This is a genomic window from Pseudomonas sp. BNK-44-b, from assembly GCF_047456245.1.
Lineage (GTDB): Bacteria > Pseudomonadota > Gammaproteobacteria > Pseudomonadales > Pseudomonadaceae > Aquipseudomonas > Aquipseudomonas machongensis.
Window position 1 is genome coordinate 5,342,861 of record NZ_CP179908.1, and the last position, 13,258, is coordinate 5,356,118.

The following is a 13,258-nucleotide window of genomic DNA, read 5'->3' on the forward strand; positions in this document are numbered from 1 at the left end:
ACGGGCGCAAAGGTTGCAGGGTGCGTCAATGCGCACCCTGAAATTTCAGCGCTTGGGCAATGCCAGGCTCAGCAAGAATAGCACTGCGGCACAGACCACGATCGATGGACCAGCAGGCGTATCCTTGAACCAGGACATCGCCAGCCCCCCGCAAACCGCTGCCACGCCCAGCAAACTGGCGCCCAGGGCCATCTGCTCCGGCGAGCGCGCGTGACGCTGTGCCGCAGCGGCCGGGATGATCAGCAGCGAGGTGATCAGCAGCACGCCGACGATCTTCATCGCCACTGCGATCACCACCGCGATCAGCAGCATCAGCGCCATACGCAGGGCCGCCACTGGCAGGCCCTCGACCATCGCCAGCTCCTCGTGCACGGTGATTGCCAGCAGCGGGCGCCAGAGCACCGCGAGCAAGCCCAGCACCAACACGCTGCCGCCGAGAATCCATGAAAGGTCGGTGGTACTGATCGCCAGCAGATCACCGAACAGGTAGGCCATCAGGTCGATGCGCACATCGTGCATGAAGCTCAGCACCACCAGTCCAAGCGACAGGGTGCTGGGTGCGAGGATGCCGAGCAGGGTGTCGGAGGCCAGCGGCTGACGCTGTTGCAGGGTCACTAGCAGGATCGCCAGCAGCAGGCAGCCGACCGTTACCGCGAGCGTAGGGCTGACGTCCAGCACGAAGCCCAGCGCCACGCCCAGCAGCGCGGCATGGGACAAGGTGTCGCCGAAATAGGCCATGCGCCGCCAGACCACGAAGGAGCCCAGTGGGCCGGCCACCAGCGCCAGGGAAAGACCGGCAAGCAAGGCGTACAGAAGAAAATCAGCCATGCTTGCAGTGCTCTCCGTGAACATGGGCGCCAGGGGCGATCACCGCGCCGTGCAGATCGTGGCTGTGATCATGATGGTGGTGGTAGACCGCAAGGCTGGGAGCGTTCTGGCCGAACAGCTCGACGAAGGCCGGGTCGTTGCTGACCTGCTCCGGGTGCCCGGAGCAGCACACGTGGCGGTTCAGGCAGACCACCTGGTCGGTGGCGCTCATCACCAGGTGCAGGTCGTGGGAGACCATCAGCACACCGCAGCCATGGCGGTCGCGCAGGCGGGTGATGAGGTTGTATAGCTCGGTCTGGCCAACCACGTCGACGCCCTGTACCGGTTCGTCGAGCACCAGCAGTTCAGGCTCGCGCAGCAGCGCCCGCGCCAGCAATACCCGTTGCATCTCGCCCCCGGAGACCGTCTGGATCGGGCTGTCGATGACGTGTTCGGCGCCCACCTCCTGCAATGCCGACAAGGCCGCGGCGCGATCCACGCCCGGCACCAGGCGCAGGAAACGCAGTACCGAAAGCGGCAGGGTGGCGTCTACCTGGATCTTCTGCGGCATGTAGCCGATGCGCAGGCGCGGCTTGCGCCAGACCTTGCCACTGTTCGGCTTGAGCAGACCGAGTACGGCGCGCACCAGCGTGGTCTTGCCAGCACCGTTGGGGCCGATCAGGGTGACGATCTGGCGTGGTGCGACCGACAGATCGATGCTGTCGAGCACCGCTTCGCCGCCAAAGGTGACGCCGACCTGCTCCAGGCGGATCAGCGCGTCGCTCATGCGGCGCCCCGGCAGTTACTGCAAAGGCCGACCACTTCGACGGTCTGGGTGTCGACGGCAAAGCCCACGGCCTTGGCACTGGCGACGATGGCGCCGCTGATGCTCTCCTGCTCCAGTTCGATGGCCACGTGGCATTCGCGGCAGATCAGGAACTGGCCTTGGTGCTTGTGTTCAGGGTGGCTGCAGCCGATGAAGGCGTTGAGCGAGGCGATGCGGTGCACCAGGCCGTTCTCGAGCAGGAAGTCCAGGGCGCGGTACACGGTCGGTGGTGCGGCGCGGCGGCCGTCCTGTTCGCTGAGCACGGCGAGGATGTCGTAGGCGCCCAGCGGTTTGTGGCTTTGCCACACCAGCTCCAGCACACGGCGGCGCAGCGCGGTCAGGCGCAGACCGTGGCGGACGCACAGGGCGTCGGCTTCGGCCAAGGCGCTGTGGACGCAATGGGAATGATCGTGGGGACGGTGAGCCAGCGGCGTGATTGACATGGGCGGCGACGGTTATCGATGGAGACGTTATTATGTTACCTGTTTCTGACGAGCCGAGTATCCACTGTGTCCCGATTCCTTGCTCTCTTTGTCGCTTTCATCACCTTCTCGGCCCAGGCCGACGTGCGTGTGCTGACCAGCATCAAGCCCCTGCAGCAGATCGCTGCCGCGGTTCAGGACGGTGTCGGCAGCACCGAAGTGCTGCTGCCGCCCGGCGCCTCGCCGCACAACTACGCCTTGCGCCCGTCCGACGTACGGAAGGTGGGCGATGCCGACCTGCTGTACTGGATCGGACCGGACATGGAGAGCTTCCTGCCGCGCGTGCTGAAAAACCGCAGCAAGCCGACCATCGCCGTGCAGACGTTGGCGGACATGAAGCTGCGTCGTTTTGGCGAGGACAGCCACTCGCATGAAGAAGACCACGACGATCACGACCATGACCACCAGCCGGGGTCGCTCGATGCGCACCTGTGGCTGTCATCGGTCAATGCCCGGGTGATTTCGGCGAAAATGGCCAGCGACCTGGCGGCGGCGGATCCGGCCAATGCGGCGCGCTATCAGGCCAACCAGAAGGCCTTCGTCGAGCGTCTGGACGCGCTCGACCAGCGGATCAAGGCCCGTGTGGCTGGCATTGCCGGCAAGCCTTACTTCGTGTTCCACGAAGCGTTCGACTATTTCGAAGCCGAGTACGGGCTGCGTCATACCGGCGTGTTCAGCGTCGCCGCCGAAGTGCAGCCGGGTGCCCAGCATGTCGCGGCCATGCGCAAGCGTCTGCAGGAAGTTGGCCCGACCTGCGTGTTCAGCGAGCCGCCGATCCGCCCGCGCCTGGCCGAAACACTGGTGGCCGGGCTGCCGGTGACCTTGGCGGAGCTGGATGCACTGGGTGGGAACGATCCGGTGGATGGCAAGGGCTACGAGCGTTTGCTGGAGAAGCTGGGCAACGACCTGGTGGGTTGCCTGGAGCATCTCTAGCGGCTGACCCGGCCCTATCGCGGGGCAAGTCGCAGCGGCGAACCGCCGCTGCGACTTGTCCCGCGATAGGGCCGCCGCGCTTACAGCGCAAACGGCAACTTCAAAGCCACCTGCTGACGCTGCACCAAACGCACCTCGAACTCGCTCGGATCATGGATCGTCACGTCCATGCCGGCGAAGTCCCGCGCCGCGATCAGGCGCGACAGCCAGAAGCGTACGCAACCCACGCGCAGCATCACCTGCCACAGCTCTGCCTCGGCTGCAGTGAACGGCCGCAGCGCCGCGTACGCCCCCAGCAGCGCCTGGGCGCGCGGCAGATCGATGCCGCCGTCGGCGTCCAGGCACCAGTCGTTTATGGTGATGGCGATGTCATACAGCATCGGCCCGGAGCAGGCGTTGTAGAAGTCGATCAGCCCGGTCAGGTGGGTGCCTTCGAACATCACGTTGTCGCGGAACAGGTCGGCGTGCAGGTTGGCCCTGGGCAGTGCCAGGATCTGCGCCTTGTGCGCGGCGATTTCGTCCAGTGCGGGTTGCAGCAGCTGCGCCTGTTCGGTGCTCAGGCCCGGCAGCAGGTCGGCGCCTGAGGCCAGCATCCAGTCCAGGCCCCGATCGGTGCGGCGCTCGATGATGCGCTCGCGGGTCGCCAGGTGGATATGCGCCAACAGCTCGCCAACCTGGGCGCAGTGCTGGTTGTTCGGCGCCTTGACGTGCTTGCCCGACAGCCGTGGCTGCAGCAGTGCCGGCTTGCCGCACAGTTCGCGCAGGCCCTTGCCGTCGCGATCGCGCACAGCGTAGGGAACGGGCATGTCGGCGTCATGCAGGACGTCGAGCAGTTCGATGAAGAACGGCATGTCTTCGGCCGGCCCCCGCTCGATCAGCGTCAGGACGAATTCCCCTTTTTCCAGGCTTACGAAGAAATTGCTGTTTTCGGTTCCGGCGGCAATGCCCTGGAAGTCGAGCAGACGGCCCAGCTCGTACGGCGCCAGAAAGGTTTCCAGCTCAGGCCGGGACACAGGGGTGAAGACTGACATGTTGAAAAGTTGCCCATACGGGCACCTCCTGGAGGAGGTGCCTGGTTGATAAGAACGATACGCGTTACTAGCTTACCATTCGAAGATTTTCCAGGACGGAATCAGCATGTCCGGCTGGTCGGATCGAATGAAATTGCCATCGGAGCCATCGGCGCGTACCAGGAAATAAGGCTTGCCGTTTTTCGGCGTGATCTTGATCGCATACAGGAAACCGTTCTGACGGTACTCCTGGATGGTTCTGTCGCCTTCCGTGCGAATGGTCACATCGGGATCTGCCGATGGGGCGTCGTCCGCCGCCAGCGTAACGACCGGCATGGTGGCCAGCAGGCTGAGCAGTAACAGGCGAATGGGTGTACGCATGATAACCTAAGTCCTTTTGTCGTCACTGATCCGGCTATTCTAGCTCCGGACCCGTCGAAAAGGTTGATTCTCCTCATGAGCCAAGCGCCTCTCGTCCTGGTGGACGGTTCGTCCTACCTCTACCGCGCCTTTCACGCCCTGCCGCCGCTGACCACCTCCAAAGGCATGCCCACCGGCGCGGTCAAGGGCGTGCTGAACATGCTCAAGAGCCTGCGCAAGCAGTACCCGGACAGCCTGTTCGCGGTGGTCTTCGACGCCAAGGGCGGCACTTTCCGCGATGCCATGTTCGCCGAGTACAAGGCCAACCGCCCGAGCATGCCCGACGATCTGCGTGTGCAGGTCGAACCGTTGCACGCCAGCGTCAGGGCCCTGGGCTACCCGCTGCTGTGCGTCGAGGGTGTCGAGGCCGACGACGTGATCGGTACCCTGGCCCGCAGCAGTGCGGCAGCCGGGCGTCCGGTCATCATCTCGACCGGCGACAAGGACATGGCGCAACTGGTAGACGGCCACATCACCCTGGTCAACACCATGACCGGCACGGTGCTCGACGTGGCAGGCGTGCACGAGAAGTTCGGCGTGGGCCCTGAGCACATCATCGACTTCCTGGCCCTGATGGGTGACAAGGTCGACAACATCCCCGGTGTTCCGGGGGTCGGCGAGAAGACCGCAGTGGGCCTGCTGACCGGTATCGGAGGCGGTCTGCGTGACCTGTACCAGAACCTCGACAAGGTTCCGGGCCTGGCCATTCGCGGCGCCAAGACCCTGCCGGCCAAGCTCGAGGAGCACCGCGACGCGGCCTTTCTGTCGTATGAGCTGGCGACCATCAAGGTCGATGTCGAGCTGGATGTCCAAGTCGATGCCCTGATATGCGGCGAGCCGGACCGCGAAGCATTGCTGGCGCTGTACACCGAAATGGAGTTCAAGAGCTGGATCGCCGAGGTACAGCGCGACGCCGCCCGGGAGGGTGACACCATTGCTCCGGTCGAGGAGCCTGCTGCCCAGGTCGAGGCGAAATACGAAACCATCCTCGACCAGGCGCGTTTTGATGTCTGGCTTGAGAAGCTGCGCCAGGCGCCGCTGTTCGCCTTCGACACCGAGACCACCGGCCTGGATGCCCAGCGTGCGGAGCTGGTCGGCCTGTCGTTCGCGGTCGAGCCCCATGAAGCGGCCTATGTGCCGCTGGCCCACGACTACGAAGGTGCTCCGACGCAGCTGGACCGCGACGCGGTGCTAACGGCGCTCAAGCCGCTGCTGGAAGACCCGGCCAAGGCCAAGGTCGGGCAGAACGCCAAGTACGACATCAATATCCTGGCCAACGCTTCGCTGCCGATCCAGATGCGCGGCGTGGCCTATGACACCATGCTCGAGTCCTATGTGCTCGACTCCACTGCTACGCGCCACGACATGGACAGCCTTGCGCAGAAATACCTCGACCACAGCACCATTGCGTTCGAGGATATTGCTGGCAAGGGCGCCAAGCAGCTGACCTTCAACCAGATCCATCTGGACAAGGCTGGCCCGTACGCCGCCGAAGATGCCGACATCACCCTGCGCCTGCACCACGCACTGCAGGCACGCCTGGCGAAAACCCCCAGCGTGCAGCCGGTGCTGATGGATATCGAGATGCCGCTGGTGCCGGTGCTGGCCAGAATCGAGCGCCAGGGCGCGCTGGTCGACGCTGCGCTGCTCAAGGTGCAGAGTGGTGAGCTGGGCGTGAAGATGGCCGAGCTCGAACGTCGGGCGTTCGAGCTGGCGGGCGAGGAGTTCAATCTGGGCTCACCCAAGCAGCTGGGAGTGATCCTCTATGACAAGCTGGGCATGCCGGTATTGAGCAAGACCGCCAAGGGCCAGGCTTCCACGGCCGAAGCCGTGCTAGCAGACCTGGCCGCCGAAGGCTATCCGCTGCCAACGGTGCTGATGGAATACCGCTCGCTCAGCAAGCTCAAGAGTACCTACACCGACAAGCTGCCGGAGCAGATCAACCCGCGTACCGGGCGTATCCACACCTCCTACCAGCAGGCGGTGGCCGCCACCGGGCGCTTGTCGTCCAGCGACCCGAACCTGCAGAACATTCCGGTACGCACTCCCGAAGGCCGACGCATCCGCCAGGCCTTCGTCGCCAGCCCCGGCTACAAGCTGCTGGCCGCGGACTACTCGCAGATCGAGCTGCGCATCATGGCCCACCTGGCCAAGGATGAAGGCCTGCTGCATGCCTTCCGCAATGACCTCGATGTGCACCGCGCAACGGCCGCGGAGGTATTCGGCGTGGCGCTGGAGGCCGTCACCAATGACCAGCGCCGCAGCGCCAAGGCCATCAACTTCGGCTTGATCTACGGCATGAGCGCCTTCGGTCTGGCCAAGCAGATCGGCGTCGACCGCAAGCAGTCGCAGGACTACATCGACCGTTACTTTGCCCGCTATCCCGGCGTGCTGGCCTACATGGAGCGCACTCGCACCCAGGCCGCCGAGCAAGGCTTCGTCGAGACGCTGTTCGGGCGGCGCCTGTATCTGCCGGACATCAATGCGAAGAACCCGGCCCTGCGCAAAGGCGCCGAACGCACCGCGATCAACGCGCCGATGCAGGGCACCGCGGCCGATATCGTCAAGCGCGCCATGGTCGCGGTAGACAACTGGCTGAACGACAGTGGCCTGGATGCACGGGTGATCCTGCAGGTGCACGACGAACTGGTGCTGGAGGTGCGTGAAGACCTGGTCGAGCAGGTGAAGGCTGAAATTCGCCCCTACATGAGCAACGCCGCGCAGCTCGATGTGCCGCTGCTAGTCGAAGTCGGCGTTGGTTCGAATTGGGACGAAGCTCACTAAACGGCGTGGCGAAGAGGAGTAGGATCTGTGGCGTAGTGTCGCGGATCCGCAGGGTGGGCTCCTCGCCCCCGGTTCTGAAGTTTCATGAAACTATCGCAAATAGTTTTCAAGGCTTCGGAACTAAACCGGTGAACCGGAACTCAGAGTAACTGAATGGCTGGTGAAGCCTTTCGATGCTCCTATGTTGTGTTAAGTGTTGGCAGATATCTGGACCCCGCCCTAGCGGTCCGGACTTGGACCCCGAACTTCCCCCTCCCCATATGAAGTCCGGGGTTTTTTTTGCCCGGAATTTGCCTCATGGCTGCTGGAGAAGCCTGCGGCAGCGGATCAGCCCGCCGCCACAGCGTGCAGGTGGATCTTCAAGCCACCGGCTTGTCTTCCAGCTCCATCCAGTCCGCCAAGACCCGATAGGCCTCTTCCAGCCCCTGGCGCTTGGGTGCCGAAAACAGCTGGATGGACGCCGCGTCGCCCCAGCCCTTGCGAATTTCCGACTGCACCTTGAGCAGGGTGTTCTTGCCTGCGCCGTGAGTGAGCTTGTCGGCCTTGGTCAGCAGGATGTGCATGGGCATGCCGCTGGCCTTGGCCCAGTCGAGCATCATCTTGTCGAAGTCGGTCATCGGGTGGCGCACGTCCATCAGCAGGATCACGCCGCGCAGGCATTCGCGCCCGCCCAGGTAGGCCTCCAGGTGTTTCTGCCAGTGCTGCTTGAGCGGAATCGGCACTTTCGCATAACCGTAACCTGGCAGGTCGACCAAACGCCGTTCATCGTCCAGACTGAAGAAATTCAACAGCTGGGTGCGCCCCGGGGTCTTGGAGGTACGCGCCAGGCTGGCATGGGTCAGGGTATTGAGGGCGCTGGACTTACCGGCGTTGGAGCGGCCGGCGAAAGCCACCTCGTAGCCCTGGTCTTCCGGGCATTGTTCGACCTTGGCAGCGCTGAGGGCGAATTTGGCTTTCTGGCAGAGGCCGAGGATGGGGTTCTTGACTTGCATGGGATATCCGATGTGGGTGTTGCCTGATCCAGGCCGCGTTTCCGTTTGGAGGGCGGAAGTATATAATGCCCCAGTTTTTGTGTGCTCATTCTCCCAGCGAAGGAGGACGAGCATGGGGTGTCGATCACTAGCTCGCGCATCAGAACGCAGCGCGGCCCCCAACCCTGTCAGGTCGTTCCGCATGGCGAAATGGCTGCTGGCGGTCGGTATGTTCCAGCCGTTTTTCAGCGCACAGGCTACACAGGATCCCGAGGCGTTGTACAACCGCACATGTGCGGCCTGTCACGCCGGTCAGCTGCCACAGGCCCCCAGGAAGGGCGATGCGGCGGCCTGGGAACCGAGGCTGGCGCGAGGTGTGGATGTACTGGTGGCGCATGTTACCCAGGGTTTCAAGGCTATGCCGCCGCGTGGATTGTGCATGGACTGCAGTGCCGAGGACTACCGATTGGTCATCCTTTGGATGAGTGGCAGTCCCGATACATAACATTTCACCCTTAGCCGTGTTGGATTAGCTGATGAACAAACTATTCGTGAGTCTGCTGTTGACCATGGGTGTCGCAGGTGCGGCCACTGCTGCCGACCCCATCAAAGGCGATGCCGCTGCCGGCCAGGCGAAGACTGCGGTCTGTGGTGCCTGCCATAACCCTGACGGCAACAGCCTGGCGCCGAACTTCCCGAAACTGGCCGGCCAGGGCCAGCGCTACCTTGAGAAGCAATTGCACGACATCAAGTCGGGCAAGCGCACGGTGCTGGAAATGACCGGCATGCTGGCCGCCTTCAATGACCAGGACCTGGCCGATATCGCCGCTTACTTCGCCAGCCAGAAAGGCAGTGTCGGCGCGGCAGATCCCAAGCTGGTCGAGCGTGGACGTGCGCTGTTCAACGGCGGTGACCTGGAGAAAGGCATGCCCGCCTGCACCGGTTGCCACTCACCTAACGGCGCAGGCATTGCCCTTGCCGGCTTCCCTCACCTGAGCGGCCAGCACTCGCAGTATGTCAGCAAGCAGCTCACCGACTTCCGTGAAGGTAATCGCACCAACGATGGCGATGCCATGACCATGCGCACCATCGCCGGCAAGCTGAGCAACAAGGATATCGAGGCGTTGGCCAGCTATATCCAGGGGCTGCATTGAGACGAGCGTTAACACTCGGTTAATGCAACATCGCTAAACATGAAAAGGGTGGCGTAGGCCGCCCTTTTTTATGGTCCCAGCCGTTACACTACAGAACTCGAGCCCTTCATGGCCTGTCACAGCATAGGTCGTGTCGAGGCGACCATTGATTGCTCAGGAGTAAAGCATGCGTAAACTGATTCTCAGCGCTGCGCTGGTCGCCGCCAGCGTATTCGGTATGGCCGCGGTGCAGGCCGCCGAGCCTGTGGCGGGCAAGGAATATATCGAGCTGAGCAACCCGGTCCCGGTCTCGCAGCCAGGCAAGATCGAAGTCGTCGAGCTGTTCTGGTACGGCTGCCCGCACTGCTACCACTTCGAACCCACCATCAATCCCTGGATCGACAAGCTGCCGGCCGACGTCAACTTCAAGCGCGTCCCGGCCATGTTCGGCGGCCCTTGGGATGCCCACGGCCAGATGTTCCTCACCCTCGAAGCCATGGGCGTCGAGCACAAGGTTCACGCCGCGGTCTTCGACGCCATCCAGAACCAGCGCAAGCGTCTGACCGACCCGCAGGACATGGCCGACTTCCTCGCCACCCAAGGCGTGGACAAGGACAAGTTCCTCGCTACCTTCAACTCGTTCGCCATCAAGGGCCAGGTCAATCAGGCCAAGGAACTGGCGAAGAAGTACGAAATCACCGGCGTACCGAGCATGGTGGTCAACGGCAAGTATCGCTTCGACCTGGGTACCGCTGGCGGGCCGGAAGGCGTCCTGAACGTAGCCGACCAACTGATCGCCAAGGAGCGTGCCGCTAAGTAAGCGGCGCAGCCATGGCCCGCTTGCGTACCACGCGAAGTGTTGGCCTGCACCAGCCGCGGGTCAACGAACATCATCTGCAGGCGCCAGGCCTGCCGGAGGATGGTCGCCTGCGGCTGCTCAGCTTCAATATCCAGGTCGGTATCAGCACCGAGCGCTACCGCCACTACCTGACCCGCAGCTGGCAGCACCTGCTGCCCCATACCGGGCGGGTCGGCAACCTGCAGAAGATCGGCGACCTGCTCGCTGATTTCGACCTGGTTGCCCTGCAGGAAGCCGACGGCGGCAGCCTGCGTTCGGGCTACGTCAACCAGGTCGAACACCTGGCCCAGCTCGGTGCCTTCCCCTACTGGTATCAGCAGCTCAACCGCAATCTCGGGCGTTTCGCCCAGCACAGCAACGGCGTGCTCAGCCGGCTCAAGCCCCAGCACCTTGAAGACCATCCCCTGCCCGGTCCGGCCGGTCGTGGGGCGATCCTGGTGCGTTTCGGCGAAGGCGAGGACGCGCTGATCGTGGTGATGATGCACCTGGCGCTCGGCGCCAAGACCCGTGCCCTGCAACTCGGGTATATCCGTGAGCTGATCGGCGGCTACCGCCATCAGATCCTCATGGGCGACATGAACACCCACGCCAACGACCTGCTCGAGCGCTCGCCCCTGCGCGACCTCGGACTGATCGCCCCACAGGTCGAGGCGACCTTCCCCAGCTGGCGTCCGCAACGCTGCCTGGATCACATCCTGCTCAGCCCGAGCCTGACGCTTGAACGAGTCGAGGTGCTGTCGCAGCCGATTTCCGACCACCTGCCTGTGGCGGTCGAGATCCGATTGCCGGATGCCTTGACTGTGGATACCCTGCCGGTCGTGCGCTGACACACTCAAGAGTTCGCGCTTCGCGCCGAAATCCAGTAATCACATACCCTCTGATGCTATTACCGTTGCGGATCCAGGCATGACCGACGAAGCCGAGCGCTGGAAAGAAAAATATCTGAAAAGCATCGAACGGCAGGAAAAGCTCGAGCGTCGCTGGGAAGCTCGCCTCGACTTGCTGCGCCGTGGCTTGGTCCGCAGCACGCTGGCCGCCGAGGGTAGCGACAAGGTCGTCGACCAGTGCATGAAGGAAATGCGCGAGGTCATCCGCAGTGACAGCATGGACGCGGGGCTCGCCGGGCTTATCCCACGACTGGAAAAGGCCGTGCTCGAGTCGGAGCAGCGTCGCGAAACGCGGATGAACCAGGTCAGCGATGCGCTGACCTCGCTGGTTTCCCAGTTGCAGGGGCTTGAGCTGCCCGGCGACGTTTCCCGTCCGCTCAAGAAGTTGGCCAAGAAGCTCGACGGCGGTGTCAGCCAGTCGCGTGAGTTGCCGCCGCTGCTTGGCGAGCTCAGCGGTCTGCAGGGGCGCGCGCTGTCGTCGCTGCGCAAGGCGACCGAAGAGGCCCGGCCAGGCTTCCTGCAACGCTTGTTTGGCGGTCGCGAAGAGGGTGCTCAGGCCGAAGCGCCGGAGCCGGAGCACGAACCGGCACCCTCGCGCGCAACGTCACAGAGCCAGACCGTCGAGCCAACGGGCGAACCGTTGCCTGCGCGCGAACCTGAGCCACGATCCCCAGCCCCAGCCCCGAGCCCAGCCTCTGCGGCACACAGCACGATCGATGCTGATGAACTGGAGCCTCTGCCTGCGGCGCCCCGCTCTGTCGAGCCCGCCCCCGAGGCCCCGGCGCCGGTTGCGCAATTGGCCGGTGCTGCCGAGACGGTGGAGCCAGTTGACGACGCCCGCGAGCCGGCGAGCATTGTCGAACCCGAGCCAGTCGCTCCTCCCGCCGAGTCCGAGCCTGTCGAGCCGGAGACCGCCGCCGACAGCACGCCAGCGGACGAAGCCCCCGCCACCGAGCCCCCGGAAGAACAACCAGTCGGTGAAGACGGCCCTTACGCCCTGCCTGATGCCGTCGAGCCGCCCTACAGCCAGGTTGCCGCGCACATCGAAGAAACCCTGATCGGCCTGCTCGACGACCTGAGCCTGCCGGAGCGCCACAAGGCCCAGGCCCTGGAAATGCGCGAGCGGGTGGCGCGCGGGCTGAACTGGTACGAGCTGATCCCGGTACTGGACGACCTGGCGGTGTTGATGCTGGCAATCAACGACAGCGGCCAGCATGAGTTCGAAGCCTACCTGCAGCAGATCAACGAGCGCCTGGAGACCTTCCAGAGCCACCTGCAGGAGGCCAGCGAGGGCCACGCCGACAACAGCACTGCCGCTCGCGAGTTGGACAGTCAGTTGCGTGAACAGGTCGATGGCCTGCAAACCAGCGTCCAGGGCGCAGTGGACATCGACAGCCTCAAGCACCTGCTGGACCACCGGCTCGAGGGCCTGCTGGTCACCATGGATGACCACCAGCACGAACGCGACCGCCGTGAGCAGGAACTGGCCGGACGCCTGCAAGGCCTGGCCGAGCGAGTGGCGAGCATGGAGCAGGAGGCGCTTGGCTACCGTGAGCACCTGGAAGAACAGCGGCAGAAAGCACTGGTCGATCCACTGACCGGGCTGCCCAATCGCGCCGCCTGGAGCGAACGGGTCGAGCGCGAGCTTGCCGACTGGCAGGAGAATGGCGGCCACCTGGCCATGGCCATCCTCGACCTCGATCATTTCAAACGCATCAACGACGGCTATGGCCACCTGGCCGGCGACAAGGTGCTGAAGATCGTTGCCGACCAGTTGCGCAAGCGCTTGCGCGGGCGCGACTTCATCGCCCGCTTTGGTGGCGAGGAGTTCGTCCTGCTGCTGCCCCAGACATCCCCTCCCGCAGCGCTGCAGGTCGCCGAAGCGCTGCGTGCGGCGATCGAGGCCTGCCCGTTTCACTTCAAGGGCGAGCGCGTGGTGATCACCACGTCCATCGGCGTCAGCGCCTTCCGCTCCGGCGAGCGTGGCGACCAGGTGCTCAAGCGTGCGGATGAAGCGCTGTACCGCGCCAAGGACCAGGGGCGCAATCGCGTCGAGCAAGGGTAACGAGTACCGCTACGCCAGCCCTGTTGCTTTCGACACGGGTCGTGCGCTCAGTCCGCTGAGCGGGCATCGTTGGGAATGGGT

13 protein-coding genes are annotated in these 13,258 nt (G+C 63.9%); 7 read left to right on the top strand and 6 right to left on the bottom strand.

The genetic code is table 11. The features are described 5' to 3' along the window. Nucleotides 1-45: 45 nt before the first annotated feature. From znuB to zur, 3 genes are read right to left on the bottom strand one after another with little or no spacing between them, the layout of a single operon-like run. Entirely contained in the window at nt 46-828 is a 783-nt protein-coding gene (gene znuB / locus ACMGGG_RS24185) for a zinc ABC transporter permease subunit ZnuB (protein WP_063541998.1), read from the bottom strand. Further along, a complete protein-coding gene (gene znuC / locus ACMGGG_RS24190; protein WP_054893359.1) occupies nt 821-1,594 on the bottom strand; it encodes a zinc ABC transporter ATP-binding protein ZnuC in 774 nt (257 codons plus the stop codon). The genes znuB and znuC overlap by 8 nt, the downstream gene beginning before the upstream one ends. Next, a complete protein-coding gene (zur, locus tag ACMGGG_RS24195) occupies nt 1,591-2,076 on the bottom strand; it encodes a zinc uptake transcriptional repressor Zur (RefSeq protein WP_414154556.1) in 486 nt (161 codons plus the stop codon). Before zur ends, znuC begins: the two co-directional genes overlap by 4 nt. Before the next feature lie 18 nt (nt 2,077-2,094). Here zur and ACMGGG_RS24200 point away from each other — a divergent pair, with 18 nt between their 5' ends. After that, nucleotides 2,095-3,048 carry a zinc ABC transporter substrate-binding protein gene (locus ACMGGG_RS24200; protein WP_414154557.1) on the top strand — a complete coding sequence of 318 codons (954 nt, stop codon included), beginning with the start codon at nt 2,095-2,097 and terminating at the stop codon, nt 3,046-3,048. A gap of 80 nt (nt 3,049-3,128) precedes the next feature. Here ACMGGG_RS24200 and ACMGGG_RS24205 read toward each other — a convergent pair whose 3' ends face one another. After that, nucleotides 3,129-4,079 (bottom strand): homoserine kinase, encoded by a 951-nt coding sequence (locus ACMGGG_RS24205; RefSeq protein WP_054893356.1) that lies wholly within the window; start codon nt 4,077-4,079, stop codon nt 3,129-3,131. 72 nt (nt 4,080-4,151) lie between these two features. After that, the gene (locus ACMGGG_RS24210) at nt 4,152-4,439 is read right to left on the bottom strand and encodes a DUF2782 domain-containing protein (RefSeq protein WP_063542000.1); all 288 of its coding nucleotides are present in this window, start codon (nt 4,437-4,439) and stop codon (nt 4,152-4,154) included. 75 nt (nt 4,440-4,514) lie between these two features. Between ACMGGG_RS24210 and polA the strand changes: the two genes are divergently transcribed. Beyond that, nucleotides 4,515-7,262 (top strand): DNA polymerase I, encoded by a 2,748-nt coding sequence (gene polA / locus ACMGGG_RS24215; protein WP_414154558.1) that lies wholly within the window; start codon nt 4,515-4,517, stop codon nt 7,260-7,262. A gap of 359 nt (nt 7,263-7,621) precedes the next feature. Here the strand turns inward: polA and yihA are convergent, their stop codons facing one another. Beyond that, complete coding sequence (gene yihA, locus ACMGGG_RS24220) at nt 7,622-8,254, bottom strand: ribosome biogenesis GTP-binding protein YihA/YsxC (RefSeq protein WP_054893353.1); 633 nt, start codon at nt 8,252-8,254, stop codon at nt 7,622-7,624. A gap of 181 nt (nt 8,255-8,435) precedes the next feature. Here yihA and ACMGGG_RS24225 point away from each other — a divergent pair, with 181 nt between their 5' ends. The 5 genes from ACMGGG_RS24225 to ACMGGG_RS24245 all read left to right on the top strand — a co-directional run bounded on the left by ACMGGG_RS24225 (nt 8,436) and on the right by ACMGGG_RS24245 (nt 13,177). Next, nucleotides 8,436-8,738: a c-type cytochrome gene (locus ACMGGG_RS24225; RefSeq protein WP_054893352.1), complete on the top strand. Its 303-nt coding sequence runs from the start codon at nt 8,436-8,438 to the stop codon at nt 8,736-8,738. Nucleotides 8,739-8,769: 31 nt separating this feature from the next. Continuing rightward, nucleotides 8,770-9,387 (top strand): c-type cytochrome, encoded by a 618-nt coding sequence (locus ACMGGG_RS24230; RefSeq protein ID WP_054893351.1) that lies wholly within the window; start codon nt 8,770-8,772, stop codon nt 9,385-9,387. Between the two features lie 166 nt (nt 9,388-9,553). Further along, nucleotides 9,554-10,186 carry a thiol:disulfide interchange protein DsbA gene (gene dsbA / locus ACMGGG_RS24235; RefSeq protein ID WP_063542006.1) on the top strand — a complete coding sequence of 211 codons (633 nt, stop codon included), beginning with the start codon at nt 9,554-9,556 and terminating at the stop codon, nt 10,184-10,186. An 11-nt stretch (nt 10,187-10,197) separates the two neighbouring features. Further along, nucleotides 10,198-11,052: an endonuclease/exonuclease/phosphatase family protein gene (locus ACMGGG_RS24240; protein WP_414154559.1), complete on the top strand. Its 855-nt coding sequence runs from the start codon at nt 10,198-10,200 to the stop codon at nt 11,050-11,052. A gap of 79 nt (nt 11,053-11,131) precedes the next feature. Next, nucleotides 11,132-13,177: a diguanylate cyclase gene (locus ACMGGG_RS24245; protein WP_414154560.1), complete on the top strand. Its 2,046-nt coding sequence runs from the start codon at nt 11,132-11,134 to the stop codon at nt 13,175-13,177. Nucleotides 13,178-13,258 lie beyond the last annotated feature (81 nt).

Coding starts and splice junctions, on each gene's coding strand:
- znuB (WP_063541998.1), bottom strand. CDS start 828: ATGGCTGATTTTCTTCTGTACGCCTTGCTTGCCGGTCTTTCCCTGGCG.
- znuC (WP_054893359.1), bottom strand. CDS start 1,594: ATGAGCGACGCGCTGATCCGCCTGGAGCAGGTCGGCGTCACCTTTGGC.
- zur (WP_414154556.1), bottom strand. CDS start 2,076: ATGTCAATCACGCCGCTGGCTCACCGTCCCCACGATCATTCCCATTGC.
- ACMGGG_RS24200 (WP_414154557.1), top strand. CDS start 2,095: ATGGAGACGTTATTATGTTACCTGTTTCTGACGAGCCGAGTATCCACT.
- ACMGGG_RS24205 (WP_054893356.1), bottom strand. CDS start 4,079: ATGTCAGTCTTCACCCCTGTGTCCCGGCCTGAGCTGGAAACCTTTCTG.
- ACMGGG_RS24210 (WP_063542000.1), bottom strand. CDS start 4,439: ATGCGTACACCCATTCGCCTGTTACTGCTCAGCCTGCTGGCCACCATG.
- polA (WP_414154558.1), top strand. CDS start 4,515: ATGAGCCAAGCGCCTCTCGTCCTGGTGGACGGTTCGTCCTACCTCTAC.
- yihA (WP_054893353.1), bottom strand. CDS start 8,254: ATGCAAGTCAAGAACCCCATCCTCGGCCTCTGCCAGAAAGCCAAATTC.
- ACMGGG_RS24225 (WP_054893352.1), top strand. CDS start 8,436: ATGGCGAAATGGCTGCTGGCGGTCGGTATGTTCCAGCCGTTTTTCAGC.
- ACMGGG_RS24230 (WP_054893351.1), top strand. CDS start 8,770: ATGAACAAACTATTCGTGAGTCTGCTGTTGACCATGGGTGTCGCAGGT.
- dsbA (WP_063542006.1), top strand. CDS start 9,554: ATGCGTAAACTGATTCTCAGCGCTGCGCTGGTCGCCGCCAGCGTATTC.
- ACMGGG_RS24240 (WP_414154559.1), top strand. CDS start 10,198: ATGGCCCGCTTGCGTACCACGCGAAGTGTTGGCCTGCACCAGCCGCGG.
- ACMGGG_RS24245 (WP_414154560.1), top strand. CDS start 11,132: ATGACCGACGAAGCCGAGCGCTGGAAAGAAAAATATCTGAAAAGCATC.